This is a genomic window from Thermococcus sp. Bubb.Bath, assembly GCF_012027595.1.
Lineage (GTDB): Archaea > Methanobacteriota_B > Thermococci > Thermococcales > Thermococcaceae > Thermococcus.
On the sequence record NZ_SNUR01000004.1, the window covers coordinates 68,909 to 87,669 of the forward strand.

The window sequence follows — 18,761 nt, forward strand, 5'->3', positions numbered from 1 at the left end:
GTTAAAGGGAAGTTGTGAGAAATACCACCGGGTGAGAGAATGGAGATAGTTGTTGAGGCTGTCTACGAAAAAGGCGTGCTTAGGCCGCTTAGGCCGCTTAAGCTTAGAGAAGGCGAGAAAGTCAGGGTAAAGATAATCAGCAAGGGCATAACGGAGTTCATAAGAAGCCTTGAAGAGGAGCTTCAAGTACCCAAAAGAGACCCCCTTGAAATACTATCAGAAGAAAGGGATAGGCTATGAACTTCGTAGTCGATGCTTCCCTCCTGATTGACGCATTTTCAAAATACAACATGGAGAGGAGAAAACTCGCTCTCTCCACCCTCAAAAAGATAGAGGAATACGAAATTTACGCCCCAAGATTGGCGCAGGTGGAGTTTGCAAGTGTCCTGTCGAGGTTCACGCCGGAAAGGGCCGTGGAGGAATTCCTTGGTGTGTTTGATTTCATAACGCTCGTCGGTGAGGGGGAGATTTCCCAAGATGCAATTCAGATTGCTCTCAAAACCCATTCAAGGGCAGCGGATGCCTATTATATAACGACCGCAAAACGCTTCAACGCGGTTCTACTGACAAATGACAGGAGGATGGCAGAGAACGCAAAGCTTTCTGGAGTTACTGCCATTTATGTACTCGAAGAGAATAAAAAGCTGCATGATTTAACTCACAAGAAAGAGGAGGAAAGAAACTGAGTTCAAAGCTCCCCGTTCTCCCTCAGCCACTCACCGTACTTGACGAGGGCGTAGACCGCATCAACGGCATCTTCCGTCGTCTCGTAGACTGGGATGCCCTTGAGCTCGATGTTTCTCGCCATCTTGTGCGGATAGTCTCCACCCGGAGCGACGAAGACTATCGGCTTGCCGTAAGCCTTCATCCTTTCCATTGCATCAACGATTCCCTCATCGAGAGCGGGACTCTGGAAGAGGGCTATGACAACGAGGAGGTCAACGTTCGGATCTTCGAGGGCGTAGCGCATAGCCATCTCGTAGCGGCTCGAGGGTGCGTCACCTATGACGTCGATCGGGTTCTTGTAGCTCATGTGGTGTGGAAGCTTTCCTTCTTCTACATCCTTCCTGAACTTCTCATTGGTCTCCTCGCCCAGCTCGGCAAGCTTCATGCCGCTCTCAAGCAGGCCGTCGCTCATCATGACTCCAGCACCCCCGCCGTTGGTAACTATAGCCACCCGGTTGCCCTTTGCCGGGCTCTGCATTGCCAAAGCCTTCGCGTAGTTGAAGAGCTGGCGCATGCTTTTAGCTTCTAGAACACCGGTCTGCTCGAATGCCGCCTGGTATATCTTGTAGGAACCTGCTAGAGAGCCGGTGTGGGAGGCGGCGGCCTTAGCCCCTGCCTCGGTTCTTCCGCTCTTGAGGACAACGACCGGCTTCTTGAGGGTCACTTCCTTAGCCGTGTTGAAGAACTTCCTTCCGTCCTTGACGCCCTCAATGTAGCCGGTTATGACACCAGTTTTGGGGTCGTCTCCGAGGTAGGCCATGAAGTCGCTCTCGTCCAAATCCGCCATGTTGCCGAGGCTGATGAACTTGCTCATTCCTATCTTCTCGCGGGCGGCCCAGTCGAGGATTGCCGCGCCGAAGGCACCGCTCTGACTCATGAAGGCGACCTTTCCGAAGGGCGGCCTTGCCTGCCTCTCCGGCGGGTTGAAGTTGCAGTCGAAGCCGTTCTCAAGATTGGTTACTCCCAGGCAGTTCGGACCAACGACCCTTATCCCCCACTTCCTGGCCCTTTTAACGAGCTCCTCCTCAAGGTCCGCCCTTCCGGCCTCTTTGAAACCGGCGGAAATGACGACGGCGGCCTTGATTCCTTTCTCACCACACTCGTCGATAACGTCGGGAACGAATCTTGCGGGAACCGCTATGACTGCTACTTCAACCTCCCCTGGGATGTCCTTAACGCTCCTGTAAACCGGGAACCTCTTTCCGTTGACATCTATTTCGCCGCCCTTCACGTTGACGGCGTAGACCTTCCCGTCGTAGCGGAGAGTTATTGAGCGCATTATCGCGTTTCCAACTTTCCCGGGCACGTTCGATGCCCCAATGACAGCTACACTCTTTGGATAAAACAGGAAGTCCAGATTCGGGGTCTCCATCGCAACCACCTCCGAAGGTTTTTCGGGAGTTTGTATTTAAGCCTTCCTCCCGGACGGACCGTTTTAATTAATGGATATTTTGTCCATAAGTCCTACAACTGAGCACTGCCTTTACATATATAAAACTACCGGCGGTTCCCGGGGCAAACCGAGCAAAAGAGTTAAATGCCCGAACGTTAAAAGAAACGTTAGAACGTTTAAATTAGGTGATTGTGATGTCCAAGGTCAAGGTGGTCACTGACCCGGAAGTAATAAAGCTGATGCTTGAGGACACGAGGAGGAAGATACTAGCCCTCCTTAGGGGTAGGGAGATGACGATATCGCAGCTCAGTGAAATACTCGGAAAGACGCCACAGACTATATACCACCACATCGAGAAGCTCAAGGAGGCCGGTCTCGTTGAGGTCAAGAGGACGGAGATGAAGGGCAACCTCGTTGAGAAATACTACGGAAGGACGGCAAATGCCTTCTACATCAACCTCTACCTTGGCGACGAGGAGTTACGCTACTTCGCACGCTCCCGCCTCAAGACGAAGCTTGAGATATTCAAGGCCCTTGGCTACGAGTTCAACGACGAGGAACTTCTTAACTTGATGGATGAGCTTCTCAAGAAGGAGTACGAGTACAAGACGGAGATTTCAAAGGAGATTGAAGCCAACGAGGAGAAGCTCAAGGACTTCTCAAACGAAGACATAATCCACGCTATAGAATGGCTCGCCATGGCCCGAATGGGCCGGGACGAAGAGGTTTTAAACCTCCTCAAGAAGCTCGGTGAGATACTCAAAAAGGAGGAATGAGGCGGGATGGGAAGAGGTATAAGGCTTCTCGTGCTGGACGTTCTCAAGCCTCACCAGCCAATAGTTACCGAGCTTGCCCTCGGGCTCAGCGAGCTTGAGGGTGTTGAGGGAGTCAATATAACCCTCGTTGAGATTGACAAGGAGACCGAGAACGTTAAGATAACCATAATGGGAGACGACCTTGATTACGATGAGATTTCCAGGACTATAGAGGAGTTCGGTGGGGTTGTTCATAGTATTGATATGGTGGCTGCCGGACGGCGCGTCGTTGAGGAGGAGGAAACTCCCCAGGACAAGCTTGAGGAGTACTGAGGGTCTGACATGAGGGAGGTTATGATAATCACCGACCCCAAGACGGCCAAGGTCCTCTCCGAGCCGACCCGCTTCCAGATACTCAAGCTCCTCAGGGAGAGGCCCATGAGTGTCAACGAGCTTAGTGAACTCCTTAACAAGGATAGGACAACGGTGTACCGGCATATCAAAGCCCTCGAATCCGAGGGGCTCGTGGAGGAAATAGACGCCCACGGCAACGAGAGGATATACGCGAGAACCGCGCGGATGTTCCTGATAAAGGTCGGCCATGATAAGAGCATTGAGGAGTTTAGGCAGGCCTACCTCCAGGTTGAGGCAGAAAGGCTAGTTGAAATACTTGAAAAGAGCGGCTTCACCATATACGACAGGGATGCCCTCAAGGCACTCGTTAAGGATGTTCTTGGCTTAATCGAGCTCCGTTCCCAGCCGATATTAAAACGCATCTCCGAGGCCGACGTGGAGCTGAACGAGGTAGAGCTCTTCCACCTTCTCAACATGCTCGTCTTCATCCAGAGCTGCGACCTATGTGAGAACGCTAAGAGGGCCATGGAACTTGTCTCTTTTTAGCTCCTATCTTCTGTGGTGAGACATCTCAATCTTGGCTCTGCGCCACCGCCGTTTTATTTGTCTTTTCTATGCCCTCTTGTTAATGCACTAATAGTTTTTCTAGTGTTATGTTATGCTCTGTAATGAATATTAATGGCAAAGCTTAAATATTTCACCATCGGTGATACATTGTTGCTCTGTGCACCAAACCGTTGAGGCTGTCTGAGGTGAACTCAAATGAAGAAAATTGCCGCGCTGGTAGTTGTGGCCGTAGTTCTGTTTGGTATTGGACTTGTATCCAAACCTGCCAGTGCCTCTAAGTACCTCGACCTGGATGACGGCGGCGTCATAATGCAGGCCTTCTACTGGAACGTTCCCGGCGGTGGAATCTGGTGGAACACGATAAGGGAGAAGATACCCGAGTGGTACAACGCTGGGATTTCAGCCATATGGATTCCGCCCCCGGAGAAGGGTGCAAGCGGCGGCTACTCAATGGGCTACGACCCCTACGACTTCTTCGACCTGGGACAGTACTATCAGAAGGGAACCGTCGATACCCGTTTTGGCTCAAAGCAGGAACTTGTTAATATGATAAAAACTGCCCACGCCTACGGCATAAAGGTCATAGCGGACATAGTAATAAACCACCGCTCCGGTGGAGATAAGGAGTGGGACCCCTACACAAACAGCTACACATGGACGGACTTTTCCAAGGTTGCCTCGGGCAAGTACAAGGCCCACTATATGGATTTTCACCCCGACAACTACAGCACCTCGGATGAAGGAACGTTCGGAGGCTTCCCCGATATAGATCACCTCGTCCCGTTCAATCAGTACTGGCTCTGGGCGAGCAACGAGAGCTACGCGGCTCTGCTGAGAAGCATAGGCGTTGACGCCTGGCGCTTCGACTACGTCAAGGGCTATGGGGCGTGGGTGGTCAAAGACTGGCTCAACCGGTGGGGCGGCTGGGCCGTCGGAGAGTACTGGGACACCAACGTTGACGCGCTCCTAAACTGGGCCTACGCCAGCGGCGCCAAGGTCTTCGACTTCCCGCTCTACTACAAGATGCATGAGGCCTTTGACAACAACGATATTCCCGCCCTCGTTTCGGCTCTCCAGAACGGGCAAACGGTGGTTTCACGCAACCCCTTCAAGGCGGTAACCTTTGTCGCCAACCACGATACTAATATAATCTGGAACAAGTACCCGGCCTACGCCTTCATCCTAACCTACGAGGGCCAGCCGGTTATATTCTACCGCGATTTTGAGGACTGGCTCAACAAGGACAAGCTGATCAACCTCATCTGGATACACGACCACCTCGCCGGTGGGAGCACTAAGATACTATACTACGACAATGACGAGCTCATCTTCGAGAGAACCGGTGATTCAAGCAGACCTGGTCTAATAACCTACATCAACCTCGGAAACAACTGGGCCGACAGGTGGGTCAACGTGGGCAGCAAGTTCGCCGGCTACCGCATCCACGAGTATACGGGCAACCTCGGCGGCTGGGTTGATAGGGACGTCCAGTACAGCGGCTGGGTCGAGCTCACCGCACCCCCCTACGACCCGGGCAACGGCTATTACGGCTACACCGTCTGGAGCTACCCGGGGGTTGGATGATATCCCTACCTCTTTTTCATTTGCCGGGATTCTATTCTGGTGCAATGTTCGGATTGGCTGATTCTGGCGTATTCTATCTTATTGCTAGTTAAAATTAAAACCAAAATCTTTTAAAGTTTAAATTGCTTTTTTGGATTGTATAATGCAAACGCACCAAGGTGAGTCCATGAGAAAGACGTTTATCTTCCCCCTGCTCATCGTTGCCCTCCTGCTGGTTCCTTTTGCAGGTGCAGTCTCATCTTTTACCGGTAACTTGGGCAATTCCAGTAGTGTTGTCACAGGAGAGATGACCTGCATCCCGCAAACAGTTCGCGTTCATGGTTCTGTAATGTGTGACCTCGAATTGAACCTCACAAAAAACGAGAGCGTGACTGTAGAGCTCAAAAGAATTTACCTCAATGGGAAGCTCGTATGGAGCCAAAATACTTCCTCTGAATCTGTTCGAGTGGTAAACCCACGGGTATCGCTTGGACCTACTAATGTAATGGGAGATTCCACCATAGTCATCACCCTGAACGATGAATTTGCGGACTCTTACTTTGGAAAGCCAGTCTTAGATTCATACACTGACAAACTTGCGGGGAGGACGTTCAGGGTTACGGTCGTTCTTGATGGGATGGAAAATCCCGTTGTTGGAACTTTCAAGGTGAAGGAGCTGGGCTACATGCACTTTGCCGAGGACATTCTGGCATATTTGTTTATTCTGGCCCTGGGAATTGCATTTGCCTTCGTTCCAAAGTGGAGCTATTCCTTGGGGGCGGGGATATTTTCCTTTGGCTTGGTGGGATACATTGCCAAAATAGCCTCGGAATCCCAGTGGATTCTCCGCTACGGCGGTTCTCCAGATTTTGTGTTCCTCGTGTTGCTCATTCCTATAGTCTTTCTCACGACACTTCTATCGGTGAAAAATCGCTCGGGTGGAATAATCGGTCTTTTCCTGTGGACGGGCCTTTTGGTGGTCTCTAAGTATGGTGACAACGGATGTGTTATGGCCTTTGTCTTTTCACTCGCCCTGTGGATTCTTGTGGAGACTCAGCTTTTCTCACTCGGCCATTATAGGGTCTCCCGTGTAATGCTTTTTGAGCTGGGCACTGTCATTCCCCTACTCCCGTATGCGGTTCCCCTGATGTATTGGGCGTTGGTGATACTGCCGGGATGGGCTTTCTGGATCTTTGCAATATCGTTTTTTGTCTTTGGAGGCATAATAAAGGAAGAATGCCTTATGATAATTACATGCAAAAGCCCGTACTGGATTGTTTACCCATCTTTCCTGATAGTCCTTGCTTTTACAAATTCTCCTTTCTCACTGGTGTATCTGCTCCCCGCTTTCCGTGTTCATCAGATTTCGAAGATGCTCCTTGAGGACTGGAGGAGGTTTGTTTCAGAGCCAGAAAACTGAGAACCGATGTAAAAAGAAATAAAAAGCAAAAGAAACCTCAAAAATCGAGCACCCACTTCACAGCGTGCGGCACCTTTCTGGCAACGTTCAAGGCCGTAAAGTTCTCCCCCATTTCCTCCTTCACCATGTCGCCCGCGAGGCCGTTTAGGAACGCCCCAACTGATGCAGCCCTCAGCGGAGGGTTCCCAAGCGCGAGAAGCGCCCCAACGAGTCCCGCTAAAACATCACCAGTTCCACCGGTCGTCATGCCCCTGTTACCAGTCTTGTTGTACTTCCAGGTTTTTCCATCGCTTATGACGTCGTAGGCCCCTTTGAGCAGGATCGTGCCTCCAACTGCCTTTGCTTTCTCCCTGACAAGCTTTGCCCTTTCTTCGAGACTTCCTTCGGGTTTTTCCCCGAACAGTATCCTAAACTCGCCGGCGTGTGGAGTTAGGACGAACTTCCTGCCTTTGAGAACGTCCAAGTCCTCGGCAACGGCCTTCAGAGCGTCGGCGTCTATAACTACCGGCTTCTCGCACCAGCGGAGGAACTCGACGACGAAGTCCTTTGTCTCAGCCTTCTCCCCGATTCCCGGACCCATAACGACTGCATCAACGCCATCGGCGAGCGCCAGAACGTCCTCCACGTTTTCTTTCCTAAAGTTTCTGCCCTCAAAGGGGCGCAGGATTAGGTTGGGATCGTTTATTCTTCTCGCCGAATACTCGGGCATTGCAAGGTAGACTAAGTCTACAAGGTAACTTGCAGCTTTCGTCGCCAGATACGGCGCACCGAAGTAGTTCTCGCTCCCACCGATCACGAGAAGCTTCCCGTTCTGCCCCTTGTGCTCGCCCCTTTTTCTCAGCGCGAACTTGGCATCACCGGGACCAACGAGGTGATAGAGCTCCCTTGGGTAGCCTATTTTGGGTATAACCCTTTCAAAACCCCCATATTCTTCCTTGTCCCACTGGAAGGTAACGGCAAAGTCGCCCTTAACGCGAATTCCACTAGGATAGCCGCTGGGGAGGTCAATGCTAACTATCTTCGCCTTTCCAGCGTACTCGTTTATCTTCTCGATTGCACTCCTTATAGGTTCCCTTGGCTCGCCTCTTGTTCCAGCTCCGAGGAGGGCGTCGACGATGACGTCAAACCCTGAGAGGTCAAGTGCCTGAATCTGAGAGGAGTCCTTGAGAATCTTAATCCCCACAAAGTCGAGGCCTTTTAGAATCTCCCAGTTGTGCCTCGCTTCCTCGCTCCTTATCTTTGCCTCGTCGCCGGCGAGGAATAGGGTAACGTCGTTGTCGAAGCTGAGGTGTCTGGCGGCAACGAAGCCATCCCCACCGTTGTTGCCCGTTCCCGAGAAGACGGCTATCCTAAGCCCCTTCCCAAAGCGCTCCTCGATGGTTCTCGCGACTCCCGAACCGGCGTTCTCCATGAGCTGGACCGGGGAAATCCCGAGCCATTTCGCGTTTATGTCCCAGATGTAGACGTCCTCAATGCGCATGATGACCACCAAGATAGGTTTGAGTGGGAAAGACGTAAAAGGTTAATCCTTGGAAGTGTATGCAAGGATGGCCAGAAAAGAGGTGAATGTAACGAAGGCTATAACTACCATATCTGCGCCCCATAGGTCAGATCCGTTGGGACCCACCGGGCTAGTGATGACCTTTCGAAGGGCGTAGTAAATAACGAGAAAGCCAGTATCAATGAAAAGGACAATAAAAAACAGTACTTTCTTGATGAAGTTCTCAATGCCTTCACATGGCATGCTCATTCACCCCCGCAGGAGGAGTAGTAGGAGGCGATGCTGATGAGCATCGTGCCGATTACGAAGATCGCAACTACAATGTCCAGTTCCTTCATTGGGGAAAGCTCAAAGGGAGAAGCATAACAGAGGTTCGTTGTTGCGCATGTCAGCCTCCGGATTTCATAGTAGATAATGAGGAAACTGGTGAGGAACAAGAACACAAAGCCGAGTGCGATTTTTTTGATGGCTCCATCAGTGCCCTTGCACGCCATTGGTACCACCAAGATTCTTACGCCTTTAAAGTATATTAATGTTTACCCCCTCAATTTCTTGCCATAAGCGACAGGGTCTTTAAAATTAAAGTTAAAATCTACCGTGTTGATGGTCGGATTTTGCTGTAATAAAAGCGATCAAGAACAGCGGGGAATACCACAGGAGTACCCATACTAAAAATGGGGCATACCCATAAGTCCAGCCGCCGATAAGAAGCCCCACGACTGCGGATGGGAACTCAAAGATGATTGCAAGTGCCACGTAAACTTTGAGCAGAATGGTTCCTCCCAATCTCCCGGTGAAGAGCAGAACAACCAGCTCAATCGCCCCCATTAAAGCTACGTAGAGCATCAGCGTCCAGGAAGGGATTTTCGCGAAGATCCAGAAGTTGTACATCACCGTGAGAAAGAGGGGATAACCAAAGGCGAGAAGCCTTAAAGAGAGCCTGAACAGGAAAAGGAATCTGGAGTATTCCCTCATTGTTCTCAGCTCCATGATGTATACCACCACACTTTCTCCATGGATGGGTTAGTGTCTACTGTGTCCATTAGATGGTTCCACGTGTTGCTAACATAGATTCCAACGGAGGATGAGTATGTTTTCACTCCATACCCATGGGTCGGAGCGGGTGTCGCGTATGTTTGGGAAACGTCATGGCAGAGGAGATAGCCACATTCAGTGTAAGTACTAAAAGTTGTTGAAAAAATAATGTTGCCATTTTCAACTCGTATACTCTCCACATCCTCACAGCCGTATGTGCTGTCTCTTCCGGGGTACTCCGAACAACGTATAGAGTCATAAATCTTGTCAAGTGAGGGACTGGGATGATCCTCATCGTAAAAATGAAGTTCATACTGAACGCTACTGGATGTGTAGTATACTACTATGTTAAACAGATCATTCTTTCCATCCACATTATATGAGTACCCACCATCATCAATTCCACTGCCCCCGTCTATATCCGCACGTACTTGAACCCACCAGTGAATTGGGTAGGGAATTGAGGAGCTCATAGGTGCATAATAATAGTCATAAACTTTGCCGTTGGCTTTAATTGATGCAACCTTGATGGGCTTCACCACGAGAGTCCTCGCATTCTTAGGATAAAAACTCTTCTGATAGAGGTAGGAGACATAATCACTAACAATGAGATGCTTAAGTACCTCCCTCTGCCTAGGTGTGAGATTCTGGGAATACTGGGAAATCTCGGCATCAAGTTGTCTGTTAAACTTCTTCAAAACGAGGTCGGTGAGTTCATCAACAAAATGGGGATCATTGATGGTTCCTTTGGCATGCGCAACGTCAATCTGCTCCCTGACAAAAAGATCAATAGCCGTCCAACCTCCCACGTCGGCCTGAGGCCGTGTGCTAACAAATCCTGAAAAAGCAAAAATCAACACTAATACTCCAACTAAGAGTCCTACCTGTTTCAAACGTGTCACCATTAAATATTAGATATTATCTTGTATATATAGTTTTCTATGTTGTGAATTGAAAAATTCAAGATAGAAGATAGGGAGATTCAAAAAGATTTCAACGCCCTCTTATAGTCCCTCTCCGAGTACAGCACGAGGTAGACCCTCTCAACGCTCCTCGCTTCCCTTTCAAACTCCTCGACGACCTCCCTGAAAGTCCTCACGACCTCCTCAAGCGGACAGCCGTAGATGCCTGCGCTTACCGCCGGAAAGGCTATGCTCTTAACGCCGAGCTCCTCTGCCTTCCTCAGCGCCCCAAGGATTGCTCTCTTTAACTTCTCTTTCTTCTCATCGTCCCAGACTCCTCCGCAGTAGGGCCCCACCGTGTGGATGACGTAGCGGATGCCGTGTTCTTCGAGCCTCATCGCGGGAGTTACAACTACCTCTCCATGCTCGATGAAATCCTTTCCGAGCTGCTCGCGCATCGCTTTCCTGCTTATCCTGATGTACTCCCTCGGATCCCCAGCGGCAGCCTTTGCTATGGCGTAGGCCACCCCGCCGCCGTGTTCCAGGTACTTGTTGGCAGCGTTGACTATTACCTCAGAGGGGAAGCGGGTTATGTCCCCCTTCATAACCTCAAACTTCATGTTCCCACCTCGACTGTAGTGTTATCCACGTTGTTTATCCCATTTTTGGGAGCCTACATACATAATGCACTCAGTTCGCTTAATGAACACTATGAGACACCAACGTTGTCGTTTCGACAAAAATCTATATATACTGCTTTCGTCATAATAGTATATTGGATGATTACGTACTCAATGAAATAAGTTCTGGAGGTCGTTTAGGGTGGCACGAAAAAAGTCGAAGCGCAAGGAACTCCTTGAGCTTGCAATGGACATAGGCGGAGAGGAGGCCGTTGCGGTAGTCAAGGCTCTCGAAAAGCAGAAAGAGTCCACCGATGAGGAGCTGGCAGAGGCTACGGAAATAAGGATAAACACCGTTCGAAGGATACTCTACGCGTTCTATGACATTGGAATCGCCGACTTCAGGAGAATAAGGGACAAGGAAACCGGCTGGTACTATTACTACTGGTTCCTCGTGACCAAGAGGCTTGACGAGATAATCAGAAACAGGAAGATGAAAGAGCTGGAAGAGCTCAAAAAGCAGCTTCAGGAGGAAACCGGGGAGATTTACTACTGGTGCGGCACCCCTGGACACCCAAGGCTTACCTTCGACGAGGCGATGGACTACCAGTTCCAGTGCCCGATCTGTGGTGGCATACTCATGGAGTACGACAACAGTGCCCTGGTTGAGGACCTCAAGCGCAGAATAGCCGAGCTTGAGGAAGAGCTGGGCCTCAGGAAGAAACCTGGTTCTTCCAAGTCTTCGAAGTCCTCCAAATCTTCTAAATCCTCCAAATCCTCCGGGTCGAAGAAGACGGCCAAGGCGGCTGCATGATTGGTTCGTAGTTTGAAGAATGGATAAAAACTTCGGGATGTGAACCTATGGACGTTGTTATTCCAGAGAAAATATACGGTGATAGAAGCGGTTTTTCGAAGCTCGACAGGAAGCTGAACTCCCTCTTGGGTGAGCTGGACGTTGTATGGAAGCTCTCCGCGGTTTCAAAGAACTGGGTAAAGGTTTCCCTCGCCGGTGAGGACGAGGAGATAAGCGCCAACCTGATCAGAGATGAGTTTGGGGAAATTCCTTACAGCCTCAAGACCCTTAAAGAGGGGGAATCCTACAGAGGGCGTTTTATAGAGCTGGGTTCCGTTGGCTACGGTCTTTACGTGGATATCGGTGTCCTACAACCCAAGCCCAAGGATGGACTCATACCCCTCTACTACCTCAAACGCACCTTCGGGGAGCTCCCGGTCAGGGAGATGATACGGAAGTTTGGCTGGGTGGACAACCTCCCCGTGGAAGTCACTGTTGAGAGGGTCGAGTTTGGGGCCAGGGAGATTGAGCTGACCTTCAGCGAAGCGCAACTCAAGCGCATCAGGGGCTGGCTTGAGGATGGCCACGACAAGCTCTTCATCGCGGGGACGATAAGTGAGAACGTCGAGGAGGTCCTCATAAAAACCGGCCATGGCAGGGACGTGCGGAGAATAGAGGAACTCGGGCTCATGGAGACCCTTCTCGTCCTGAAGAAGGGCACGCAGGCACCTGGAATTATCAAGGAGATAGGCCCCCACTTAAAGGGAACCCTCATCGGTGCCATTAAATTTTGATTCCCTTCTCATCTTTTCCTAGGATGTAAATTGACCTCACGGCCAGCACCACCAGGCAGATAATGGCGTAAGGTAAGACCTCTGGCCGTTCGAGGGCTACCAACCCAAGGATTGTAGTATTGGCCAGAAAGAACGGCGTTGTTCCTTTTCTCGTCTTAAGGATCCTGATTTCTTTGCCCGTTCCCGTGAGGGGGGCATAGATTACAACTCCCAGTGGGAGGAGAACCTGGAGAAGAACACTTCTGTCGCTGTATTCCACTGCAGGGGGATGAATGAAGAGATGAAAATGGAGCAGACCGAGTATTCCAAGCACGACCATTGCTACATATGCGAGGTTTCTCTTCTTCCGTGGGAAGGAAAAAGCGAAGGCAAATGGCATAACGGCGGTCCAGGGCTGAACCGCTATCGCTACCACAGACGTTGCGGAGAGTACTATAGTTTGAAAGGCTGCGATGATAGGATTGGGGGAAAACACGAGGGTTGAAGCGAGGGCAAGGGATATCGCGAATGCAGTTATTCCTACCATATCAAACGAGGGGGGATATAGGAAGGCCCTGAAAACGGGCATTGAAAAGAGGAGGCCAAACGTTAGGAAGCCCATCTCCCTTGCCCTCCGAGGGGCAGTGTAGAATACCGCAGTTACAAGGAGAAGGAGCAAATAGACGTAAGCGTAAAAGGCGCCCTCCGGAGATATATGAACCTCCCACGGGAGCAGCGAGTTAATATAACCGTTTAGGACATTTAGCGAGCTCTTATCGATGAGAGGAGGGGTGTTGTCCAGCCACACCGCCACGGTTGAAACCGCTATCAGGTAAAACGCCCAGGCGTATCCCTTCGTGCCCAGGTGACGGGCAAATAACGCGATGGTGACGAGGGAGAAGAGAATGAACACGAGCATGTTCATAGCAGAAAAGCTGATCCCACCTGCGTTAATCACACGTGTTCCCGCCGTGTATGCCTCCCCTGTTAGAGTTACTCCAACGGCGGCTACGAGAAAGAGCCCGATTAAAACGTCACCTCGTCTCATCAGTCCCCCCTAGACCGGTGCGATGAACCCGTTAAAAAGTTAACCCGGATGGCTTGAGGCGATAAAAGAACTGTAGAACGGAGAAACATTCCTGTTTTGAATCCTAAAATATTATAAGAGGAAAGTCATTCCCCTTCTTCTTCCTTTTCCTCTTTCTTCATGCTTTCGAGTTTCTGAACGAGCTTTTTAGCTATCTCTGAGAACGCTTTGGCCGCCACCGTGTCCTCGTAGAGGGCTATCGGGATTCCGGTGTCACTGGCTTCCCTGGCCTTGAGGTCAATTGGGATTTCCCCTAGGAAGTCAACGCCCTCCTTCTCGGCGAGCTTCCTGCCGCCGCCCCTGCCAAAGAGGTCTATCTCGTTGCCACAGTGTGGGCAGATGAGGTAGCTCATGTTTTCGATCACTGCGACGTATGGAACCTCCATCTTCTTCATCATGTTTACTGCCTTTCCAGTGTCGAGTAAGGCAACCTCCTGCGGAGTGGTGACTATCACTGCAGCATCGAGCTGGAGCGTCTGGGTAACGGTGAGTATCTCGTCGCCAGTCCCCGGGGGGAAGTCGATTATCATGAAGTCGAGCTCACCCCACTTGACGTCACCGAGGAGCTGCTTTATGGCCTTCGTCACGAGCGGCCCGCGCCATATCACCGGCTGATCCTCTGGAACGAGGAAGCCCATGCTCATGACTTTTATGGGGGTTATCTGGCCCATAAAGTCGTTCATCGGTGGGAGCATCTCGAACCTTCCGTCCTCCAGCCTCTCGGCCAGGACTTCTGCCTTCTCCACTCCGAGCATCTTGGCCACGTTCGGGCCGTGTATGTCGGCGTCTAGGACTCCAACGAAATAGCCCTTCTTGGCGAGGGTCGCCGCGAGGTTGACGGCAACGGTGCTCTTTCCAACTCCCCCCTTGCCGCTGAGGACGGCTATCTTGTACTTCCACTTAGCCTGCTTCTCCGTTATCCTCTGCTCAGTTGGGTCGGCATTGAGGCCGCCTACATTGAGAGTTGGGGCTTTGATCGTCATTTAACACACCTCCACATGGATTTTCCTTAACTTCTTAAAAGCTTTGTCCAAGTTTCTATCAGTATTACCCATATTTGTGTAATTAAAGGGGAACAACAACGGGAATTCCACGCACCTTCCCAATCTCGACGTCTGTCCCGTAGACCCTTTTGAACAGGTCGGGGCTTAGAACATCGTGAGTGCCCTCCGCAACGACCGTTCCTTCTGTGATAAAGACAAACCTATGTGCAAAGCGCAGCGCTAGGTTGATGTCGTGTACCACCATTATCACAGTCCTACCTTCCGAGGAGAACTCGCGCGCAAGCTTCATAACCTCAAGCTGGCTCTTAAGGTCGAGGTTGTTCGTCGGCTCGTCCAATATGAGTATCCTCGGTTCTTGGGCCAGGGCCCTAGCTATACTAACCTTCTGAAGCTCCCCACCGCTTATATCGTTCGTCTTTTTTAGGGCGAGGTGTTCAATGCCGAGCCTCCTAAGGGCGTTCTCAACGGTCTTTAAATCCTCCCTGCTGGGGGTTAGCCCCATGTAGGGTCTCCTGCCGAGGAGCACCGTATCGAATACTGTCATGAATCCCCTTCCCACCCTCTGGGGAACGTAGGCAACGATTCTGGCCAGTTCTCTTGGAGAGTACTCTCCAATCGGCCGGCCGAGTATTTCAACACCGTTACATCTCACTATTCCCGCCAAGCACTTCACGAAGGTGCTCTTTCCAGCCCCGTTTGGTCCAAGGATTGCAATGAACTCACCGGTCCCGGCTTTGAAGTTTATCCCCCTCAGAACCTCTATGCCGTTGTAGGAGAAGTGAAGGTCTCTAACCTTTATCATGTCCTGCCCTCCATCTTTACTAGAAGGTAGATGAACGCTGGGGCGCCTAGGAAGGAGGTTATAACGCCAACGGGCAGGTTCATCGGTGATAGGATGATCCTAGCGAGCAAATCGGCGGAAACCAGAAGCAACGCCCCGGCCAGGGCTGAGAGGGGAATCAGAAAGCGGTAGTCCCCACCGGCTGTAAGCCTCATAGAATGGGGGGCTATCAGACCTATGAAGCCTATAACCCCCACGAAGGCAACCGTCACGGAGGTTATGAACGCCGAGAGTAACGTTCCGATGAGCCTCTCACGTTCTATGTTCACCCCGACGCTCTTTGCAATGTCATCGCCGAGCGTCGAGGCGTTGAGATCCCACCTTCTAGGGAGAAAGTAGGCGAAGATGAGGGTGAAGGCAACCGTCATAATCCCATCTTCCCGCCATGTGGCCCTGGCGAGGTTCCCAAAGCTCCAGTAGACCATCGCCGAGAGCTGAAGCTCATTGGCGAAGTACTGGACGAGCGTGGTCAACGCGACGAAGAGGGAGCTCATGGCGACTCCAGCTAAAACTATGGCCTCCGGCGATAGACCCCTCAGCCTCGCCAGAGTGAGAATGACGAGGGTCGCGCTTATTGCCCCAAGGAAAGCGAATAGCACCACGGCGTAGGGGTTGTTGAGAAAAACCTGGCCGGAATTGAGCGAGTAGCCCGCACCAAGGATTATCGCTAGGGAAGCACCGAACATGGCCCCATGCGAAACGCCCATCGTGAAGGGCGTCGCCAGCGGATTCCTCAGGTACCCCTGAAGAACGGCTCCGGCCACTCCCATAGATGCCCCAACGAGAATTCCCGCCATTATCCTGGGCAGTCTTATGCCGAGGATGACAAGTCTGTCATCAGGGTTTCCGCCACCTGAAAGAACGTCAAATATAGCCCTCAGCGGCACGTGGTACTCTCCAAGTGAGAGTGAGAGGAGAGAGACGGCTAGTAAGATCAGAAAAAGGGAAAAACCTATGAGGAGTCTCTGTCTTATGTAAACCCTATAGTCCATGGCCATCACGGGTTTGTCGGCAGTCCGTAGGTCACGCTCCCGTTCGTGAGGTTTACCTCACCAAAACCACCGAACTCATTGGCCAGCTGACCGTAGACGGGCTTTCCATCGAGGAACTCGAGAATCTCATTCGCCTTCTTAATAGGGTCGATATTCTTGAACCTCTCCGGGTAAATCACCTTTCCGATATAGTATGCATCGGCAATCGCTATCCCCATGTTGGTGTTGTAAAAGTTGTAAGGCAAGACACCGTAAACGTGGCCTTTCTTGACCGCTTTAAGTGAGTTATAGAAGCTGGGATTGCTATTGTAGTCACTCAGGATTATCTTCAGGCCTCCCTCGTCGATGAAGAGATAATCCGGGTTCTCCTTCAGCAGGAACTCTTTGTCAACCTGCGCCCAGCCGCTTTTACTCCCTACCTTCGAGGCGATGTTGTTCAGGTGAAGAACTGTAAAAGGCGCGTAGTCAGTGTATGTGCTTGTAATCCCATGAGCGCCCTTGTAGCCGATCCCGCCGACGTAAACTGTCGGACCTTCAAGACCATTTGTGAGATTCTCGAGGTAGCTCTGTTGATTCTCTATGAATCTAATGACGTTCTCTGCTCTCTTCTCCTTTCCGAGTATCTTCCCGGCTAGGAGAAGCGAGTTGAAGAACTCCCTGTCTGTGAAGTTGCTCAGCGTTCCGTAGCTTAGGACCACAACTGGAATTCCAGTTTTGCTCTGAACCTCATTGGCCTCACTTCTGCTCACAAAAACCATGAAGATGACCTGTGGATGGACCTTAATGAGCGCCTCGAAGTTCGGTAGTTTCCCAGGTCCGCCAGGTCCGATTATGGGCAGTTTTAGAAGCTCAGGGTGGGCGAGTACGTAGGGCCTCCCATAGGGGAAGCGCTTCTCAAACTCCTCGATTCCAACCACCTTATCCGTTGCGTTCAGGTATACCATCATCCTCAGTGCCCCAGGGCCAACTGCAACGACGCGGGTAACGTTGACCGGCACCTTGACAGTTCTCCCTAGGGCGTCGGTTACCTGGACGTACTGAGGAGATACCGTCACGCTCGGAGATGCCTTGGCGGTGGTGGGAGAGTTGCTGGAAACGTTACTTGAACCTATGCACCCACTGACAGCCACTACCATCGCTATGAGAAAGATTGCAAAGAGCCTCCTCAATTCAATCACCACCTTTAAACTCCACTATTCCCCTGCCAACAACGCCCAGGAACTTCTCCCCAGCACAGCTGAGGCAGTAGGGTTTTCCCTCTATGTAAACGGCCCTCGTTTCCATAACGAGTTCCCCGCACTTGGAACAGCGCACGCTCTCGAATATGGGGGCCTGCTCTATTGGTGGCACGTTAACGTGCTCTACTTTAAACTCGTCCTTTGGCATGTGTAGTATCCTGTGGGCAGCTTCTTCCCAAAGCTCCCAGAGCCTTGTCTTCTCCTCAGGTGTTCCTTTCCTCTCCCTGACGACTTTGTTAAAAAGCTCGGTCGCCCCGGGAGGGTAGTACTTCTCCAGTTTTTCTGCGTCTGCATAGACCCTGACGCCCTCCCACGTCGAGCGCTTCACGAGGGTTAAAGCCGTCTTCCCTAGGTCGAGATAGATGAGCGAATTGTTGCCCAGGGTGCAACCGGTGGTAACCTGAACGCCATCGGCGAAGCAACTGTTGACCTCGACTATCGCTAGGATTGATTCGTCGACGCTTCCGGAGTAATCAAGCCTTCCAACGCCGAGCTCCTCCATTGCCACCAGAGACGCCCTTATTCCAAGCGCAAGGTATGGACAGACGTGCCCGTGGAACTCCCTCGCATATTCAAGCACTCCCTCTGCGTCCCTCCCCTCCACAAGCCGGTTGAGGTTGAGCATGGTATCACCAGATTAAAAACAAGTAACACAATTTTTAACCTTTTCTCTTTTATCGTGTTATGAACCAAGGGGTTCAAACATCAACTTGAAAAAAGGGGGACAATCCCCAACAGATCTTCAGATGTTAAACCAGCTCCCTTCCTGTCCCGGTCATGACGAGCTTGCCGTGCTTCACGCCCTTCAGGCTCAGGAGCCTGTCCGCTATCTCCTTTATCCTGCTCGCCTTGCCCTTGACGATAACGACCTCAAGGCAGTTGTGCTTGTCCATGTGAACGTGGACACTCGAGATTATCTCCCCTAAATACTCATGCTGTAAATCTAGGAGTTCTTTGACAACCTCCGCCTCGTCGTGGTTGTAAAGCATAGTTATTGTCCCGGCAACCTCGGAATCGCCAGTTTCCCACTCGTGCCGCACTATGAAGTCGCGCATCATGTCCCTTATGGCCTCACTCCTGTTGACGTAGCCCTTCTCCTCGATGATCCTGTCAAACCTCTGGAGAAGCTCCTCTGGAACCGAAACACCGAACCTAACGATGCCCATGGTAATCACCCGCTTGCAGACATATTAACGT

Annotated in this window: 23 protein-coding genes; 9 read left to right on the plus strand and 14 right to left on the minus strand. The window is 51.2% G+C overall.

Going from position 1 to position 18,761, the window contains the following annotated elements:
• Positions 1-39 precede the first annotated feature (39 nt).
• Both E3E29_RS09075 and E3E29_RS09080 read left to right on the plus strand, forming a co-directional pair.
• Positions 40-240 carry an antitoxin family protein gene (locus E3E29_RS09075; RefSeq protein WP_167910669.1) on the plus strand — a complete coding sequence of 67 codons (201 nt, stop codon included), beginning with the start codon at positions 40-42 and terminating at the stop codon, positions 238-240.
• Positions 237-686 carry a type II toxin-antitoxin system VapC family toxin gene (locus tag E3E29_RS09080; protein ID WP_167910670.1) on the plus strand — a complete coding sequence of 150 codons (450 nt, stop codon included), beginning with the start codon at positions 237-239 and terminating at the stop codon, positions 684-686. The genes E3E29_RS09075 and E3E29_RS09080 overlap by 4 nt, the downstream gene beginning before the upstream one ends.
• A 2-nt stretch (positions 687-688) precedes the next feature.
• Here the strand turns inward: E3E29_RS09080 and E3E29_RS09085 are convergent, their stop codons facing one another.
• Positions 689-2,098, minus strand: coding sequence for an acetate--CoA ligase family protein (locus tag E3E29_RS09085; protein WP_167910671.1), 1,410 nt, complete (start codon positions 2,096-2,098; stop codon positions 689-691).
• 215 nt (positions 2,099-2,313) lie between these two features.
• On the opposite strand from E3E29_RS09085, the gene E3E29_RS09090 reads away from it, so the two are divergent.
• The 5 genes from E3E29_RS09090 (at position 2,314) to E3E29_RS09110 (ending at position 6,778) form a co-directional block, all read left to right on the plus strand.
• On the plus strand, positions 2,314-2,895 hold the full coding sequence (locus tag E3E29_RS09090) for a winged helix-turn-helix domain-containing protein (RefSeq protein WP_167910777.1): 582 nt from the start codon (positions 2,314-2,316) through the stop codon (positions 2,893-2,895).
• Between the two features lie 6 nt (positions 2,896-2,901).
• Positions 2,902-3,207 carry a DUF211 domain-containing protein gene (locus tag E3E29_RS09095; RefSeq protein WP_167910672.1) on the plus strand — a complete coding sequence of 102 codons (306 nt, stop codon included), beginning with the start codon at positions 2,902-2,904 and terminating at the stop codon, positions 3,205-3,207.
• 9 nt (positions 3,208-3,216) lie between these two features.
• Positions 3,217-3,774, plus strand: coding sequence for a transcriptional regulator (locus E3E29_RS09100; protein ID WP_167910673.1), 558 nt, complete (start codon positions 3,217-3,219; stop codon positions 3,772-3,774).
• 216 nt (positions 3,775-3,990) lie between these two features.
• On the plus strand, positions 3,991-5,379 hold the full coding sequence (locus E3E29_RS09105) for an alpha-amylase (RefSeq protein WP_167910674.1): 1,389 nt from the start codon (positions 3,991-3,993) through the stop codon (positions 5,377-5,379).
• A 166-nt stretch (positions 5,380-5,545) separates the two neighbouring features.
• Entirely contained in the window at positions 5,546-6,778 is a 1,233-nt protein-coding gene (locus tag E3E29_RS09110; RefSeq protein ID WP_167910675.1) for a hypothetical protein, read from the plus strand.
• Positions 6,779-6,815: 37 nt separating this feature from the next.
• Here the strand turns inward: E3E29_RS09110 and E3E29_RS09115 are convergent, their stop codons facing one another.
• The 6 genes from E3E29_RS09115 to E3E29_RS09140 form a co-directional block, all read right to left on the minus strand.
• The gene (locus tag E3E29_RS09115; protein WP_167910778.1) at positions 6,816-8,258 is read right to left on the minus strand and encodes an NAD(P)H-hydrate dehydratase; all 1,443 of its coding nucleotides are present in this window, start codon (positions 8,256-8,258) and stop codon (positions 6,816-6,818) included.
• A 42-nt stretch (positions 8,259-8,300) separates the two neighbouring features.
• Positions 8,301-8,528 carry a hypothetical protein gene (locus E3E29_RS09120; protein WP_167910676.1) on the minus strand — a complete coding sequence of 76 codons (228 nt, stop codon included), beginning with the start codon at positions 8,526-8,528 and terminating at the stop codon, positions 8,301-8,303.
• Entirely contained in the window at positions 8,525-8,782 is a 258-nt protein-coding gene (locus E3E29_RS09125) for a hypothetical protein (RefSeq protein WP_167910677.1), read from the minus strand. The genes E3E29_RS09120 and E3E29_RS09125 overlap by 4 nt, the downstream gene beginning before the upstream one ends.
• Positions 8,783-8,864: 82 nt before the next feature.
• Complete coding sequence (locus tag E3E29_RS09130; RefSeq protein ID WP_167910678.1) at positions 8,865-9,269, minus strand: hypothetical protein; 405 nt, start codon at positions 9,267-9,269, stop codon at positions 8,865-8,867.
• Positions 9,260-10,219 carry a hypothetical protein gene (locus E3E29_RS09135; RefSeq protein WP_167910679.1) on the minus strand — a complete coding sequence of 320 codons (960 nt, stop codon included), beginning with the start codon at positions 10,217-10,219 and terminating at the stop codon, positions 9,260-9,262. The genes E3E29_RS09130 and E3E29_RS09135 overlap by 10 nt, the downstream gene beginning before the upstream one ends.
• A gap of 77 nt (positions 10,220-10,296) precedes the next feature.
• Entirely contained in the window at positions 10,297-10,836 is a 540-nt protein-coding gene (locus E3E29_RS09140; protein WP_167910680.1) for a [protein ADP-ribosylglutamate] hydrolase, read from the minus strand.
• Between the two features lie 202 nt (positions 10,837-11,038).
• On the opposite strand from E3E29_RS09140, the gene tfe reads away from it, so the two are divergent.
• On the plus strand, positions 11,039-11,650 hold the full coding sequence (gene tfe, locus E3E29_RS09145; RefSeq protein WP_167910681.1) for a transcription factor E: 612 nt from the start codon (positions 11,039-11,041) through the stop codon (positions 11,648-11,650).
• A gap of 47 nt (positions 11,651-11,697) precedes the next feature.
• On the plus strand, positions 11,698-12,423 hold the full coding sequence (locus E3E29_RS09150) for a DUF2110 family protein (RefSeq protein WP_167910682.1): 726 nt from the start codon (positions 11,698-11,700) through the stop codon (positions 12,421-12,423).
• Here the strand turns inward: E3E29_RS09150 and E3E29_RS09155 are convergent.
• The 7 genes from E3E29_RS09155 to nikR form a co-directional block, all read right to left on the minus strand.
• Complete coding sequence (locus E3E29_RS09155) at positions 12,413-13,450, minus strand: hypothetical protein (RefSeq protein WP_167910683.1); 1,038 nt, start codon at positions 13,448-13,450, stop codon at positions 12,413-12,415. The two genes, E3E29_RS09150 and E3E29_RS09155, sit on opposite strands and share 11 nt — an antisense overlap.
• Before the next feature lie 125 nt (positions 13,451-13,575).
• Positions 13,576-14,472 (minus strand): Mrp/NBP35 family ATP-binding protein, encoded by an 897-nt coding sequence (locus E3E29_RS09160; RefSeq protein WP_167910684.1) that lies wholly within the window; start codon positions 14,470-14,472, stop codon positions 13,576-13,578.
• Between the two features lie 82 nt (positions 14,473-14,554).
• Positions 14,555-15,295, minus strand: coding sequence for an ABC transporter ATP-binding protein (locus tag E3E29_RS09165; protein WP_167910685.1), 741 nt, complete (start codon positions 15,293-15,295; stop codon positions 14,555-14,557).
• Entirely contained in the window at positions 15,292-16,326 is a 1,035-nt protein-coding gene (locus E3E29_RS09170) for an iron ABC transporter permease (RefSeq protein ID WP_167910779.1), read from the minus strand. Before E3E29_RS09170 ends, E3E29_RS09165 begins: the two co-directional genes overlap by 4 nt.
• Positions 16,327-16,331: 5 nt before the next feature.
• The gene (locus tag E3E29_RS09175) at positions 16,332-17,495 is read right to left on the minus strand and encodes an iron ABC transporter substrate-binding protein (RefSeq protein WP_167910780.1); all 1,164 of its coding nucleotides are present in this window, start codon (positions 17,493-17,495) and stop codon (positions 16,332-16,334) included.
• 1 nt (position 17,496) lies between these two features.
• Complete coding sequence (locus E3E29_RS09180; protein ID WP_167910686.1) at positions 17,497-18,189, minus strand: FmdE family protein; 693 nt, start codon at positions 18,187-18,189, stop codon at positions 17,497-17,499.
• A 124-nt stretch (positions 18,190-18,313) separates the two neighbouring features.
• On the minus strand, positions 18,314-18,730 hold the full coding sequence (nikR, locus tag E3E29_RS09185) for a nickel-responsive transcriptional regulator NikR (RefSeq protein ID WP_167910687.1): 417 nt from the start codon (positions 18,728-18,730) through the stop codon (positions 18,314-18,316).
• Between the last annotated feature and the right edge of the window lie 31 nt (positions 18,731-18,761).

Coding starts and splice junctions, on each gene's coding strand:
- E3E29_RS09075 (WP_167910669.1), top strand. CDS start 40: ATGGAGATAGTTGTTGAGGCTGTCTACGAAAAAGGCGTGCTTAGGCCG.
- E3E29_RS09080 (WP_167910670.1), top strand. CDS start 237: ATGAACTTCGTAGTCGATGCTTCCCTCCTGATTGACGCATTTTCAAAA.
- E3E29_RS09085 (WP_167910671.1), bottom strand. CDS start 2,098: ATGGAGACCCCGAATCTGGACTTCCTGTTTTATCCAAAGAGTGTAGCT.
- E3E29_RS09090 (WP_167910777.1), top strand. CDS start 2,314: ATGTCCAAGGTCAAGGTGGTCACTGACCCGGAAGTAATAAAGCTGATG.
- E3E29_RS09095 (WP_167910672.1), top strand. CDS start 2,902: ATGGGAAGAGGTATAAGGCTTCTCGTGCTGGACGTTCTCAAGCCTCAC.
- E3E29_RS09100 (WP_167910673.1), top strand. CDS start 3,217: ATGAGGGAGGTTATGATAATCACCGACCCCAAGACGGCCAAGGTCCTC.
- E3E29_RS09105 (WP_167910674.1), top strand. CDS start 3,991: ATGAAGAAAATTGCCGCGCTGGTAGTTGTGGCCGTAGTTCTGTTTGGT.
- E3E29_RS09110 (WP_167910675.1), top strand. CDS start 5,546: ATGAGAAAGACGTTTATCTTCCCCCTGCTCATCGTTGCCCTCCTGCTG.
- E3E29_RS09115 (WP_167910778.1), bottom strand. CDS start 8,258: ATGCGCATTGAGGACGTCTACATCTGGGACATAAACGCGAAATGGCTC.
- E3E29_RS09120 (WP_167910676.1), bottom strand. CDS start 8,528: ATGAGCATGCCATGTGAAGGCATTGAGAACTTCATCAAGAAAGTACTG.
- E3E29_RS09130 (WP_167910678.1), bottom strand. CDS start 9,269: ATGGAGCTGAGAACAATGAGGGAATACTCCAGATTCCTTTTCCTGTTC.
- E3E29_RS09135 (WP_167910679.1), bottom strand. CDS start 10,219: ATGGTGACACGTTTGAAACAGGTAGGACTCTTAGTTGGAGTATTAGTG.
- E3E29_RS09140 (WP_167910680.1), bottom strand. CDS start 10,836: ATGAAGTTTGAGGTTATGAAGGGGGACATAACCCGCTTCCCCTCTGAG.
- E3E29_RS09150 (WP_167910682.1), top strand. CDS start 11,698: ATGGACGTTGTTATTCCAGAGAAAATATACGGTGATAGAAGCGGTTTT.
- E3E29_RS09155 (WP_167910683.1), bottom strand. CDS start 13,450: ATGAGACGAGGTGACGTTTTAATCGGGCTCTTTCTCGTAGCCGCCGTT.
- E3E29_RS09160 (WP_167910684.1), bottom strand. CDS start 14,472: ATGACGATCAAAGCCCCAACTCTCAATGTAGGCGGCCTCAATGCCGAC.
- E3E29_RS09165 (WP_167910685.1), bottom strand. CDS start 15,295: ATGATAAAGGTTAGAGACCTTCACTTCTCCTACAACGGCATAGAGGTT.
- E3E29_RS09170 (WP_167910779.1), bottom strand. CDS start 16,326: ATGGACTATAGGGTTTACATAAGACAGAGACTCCTCATAGGTTTTTCC.
- E3E29_RS09180 (WP_167910686.1), bottom strand. CDS start 18,189: ATGCTCAACCTCAACCGGCTTGTGGAGGGGAGGGACGCAGAGGGAGTG.
- nikR (WP_167910687.1), bottom strand. CDS start 18,730: ATGGGCATCGTTAGGTTCGGTGTTTCGGTTCCAGAGGAGCTTCTCCAG.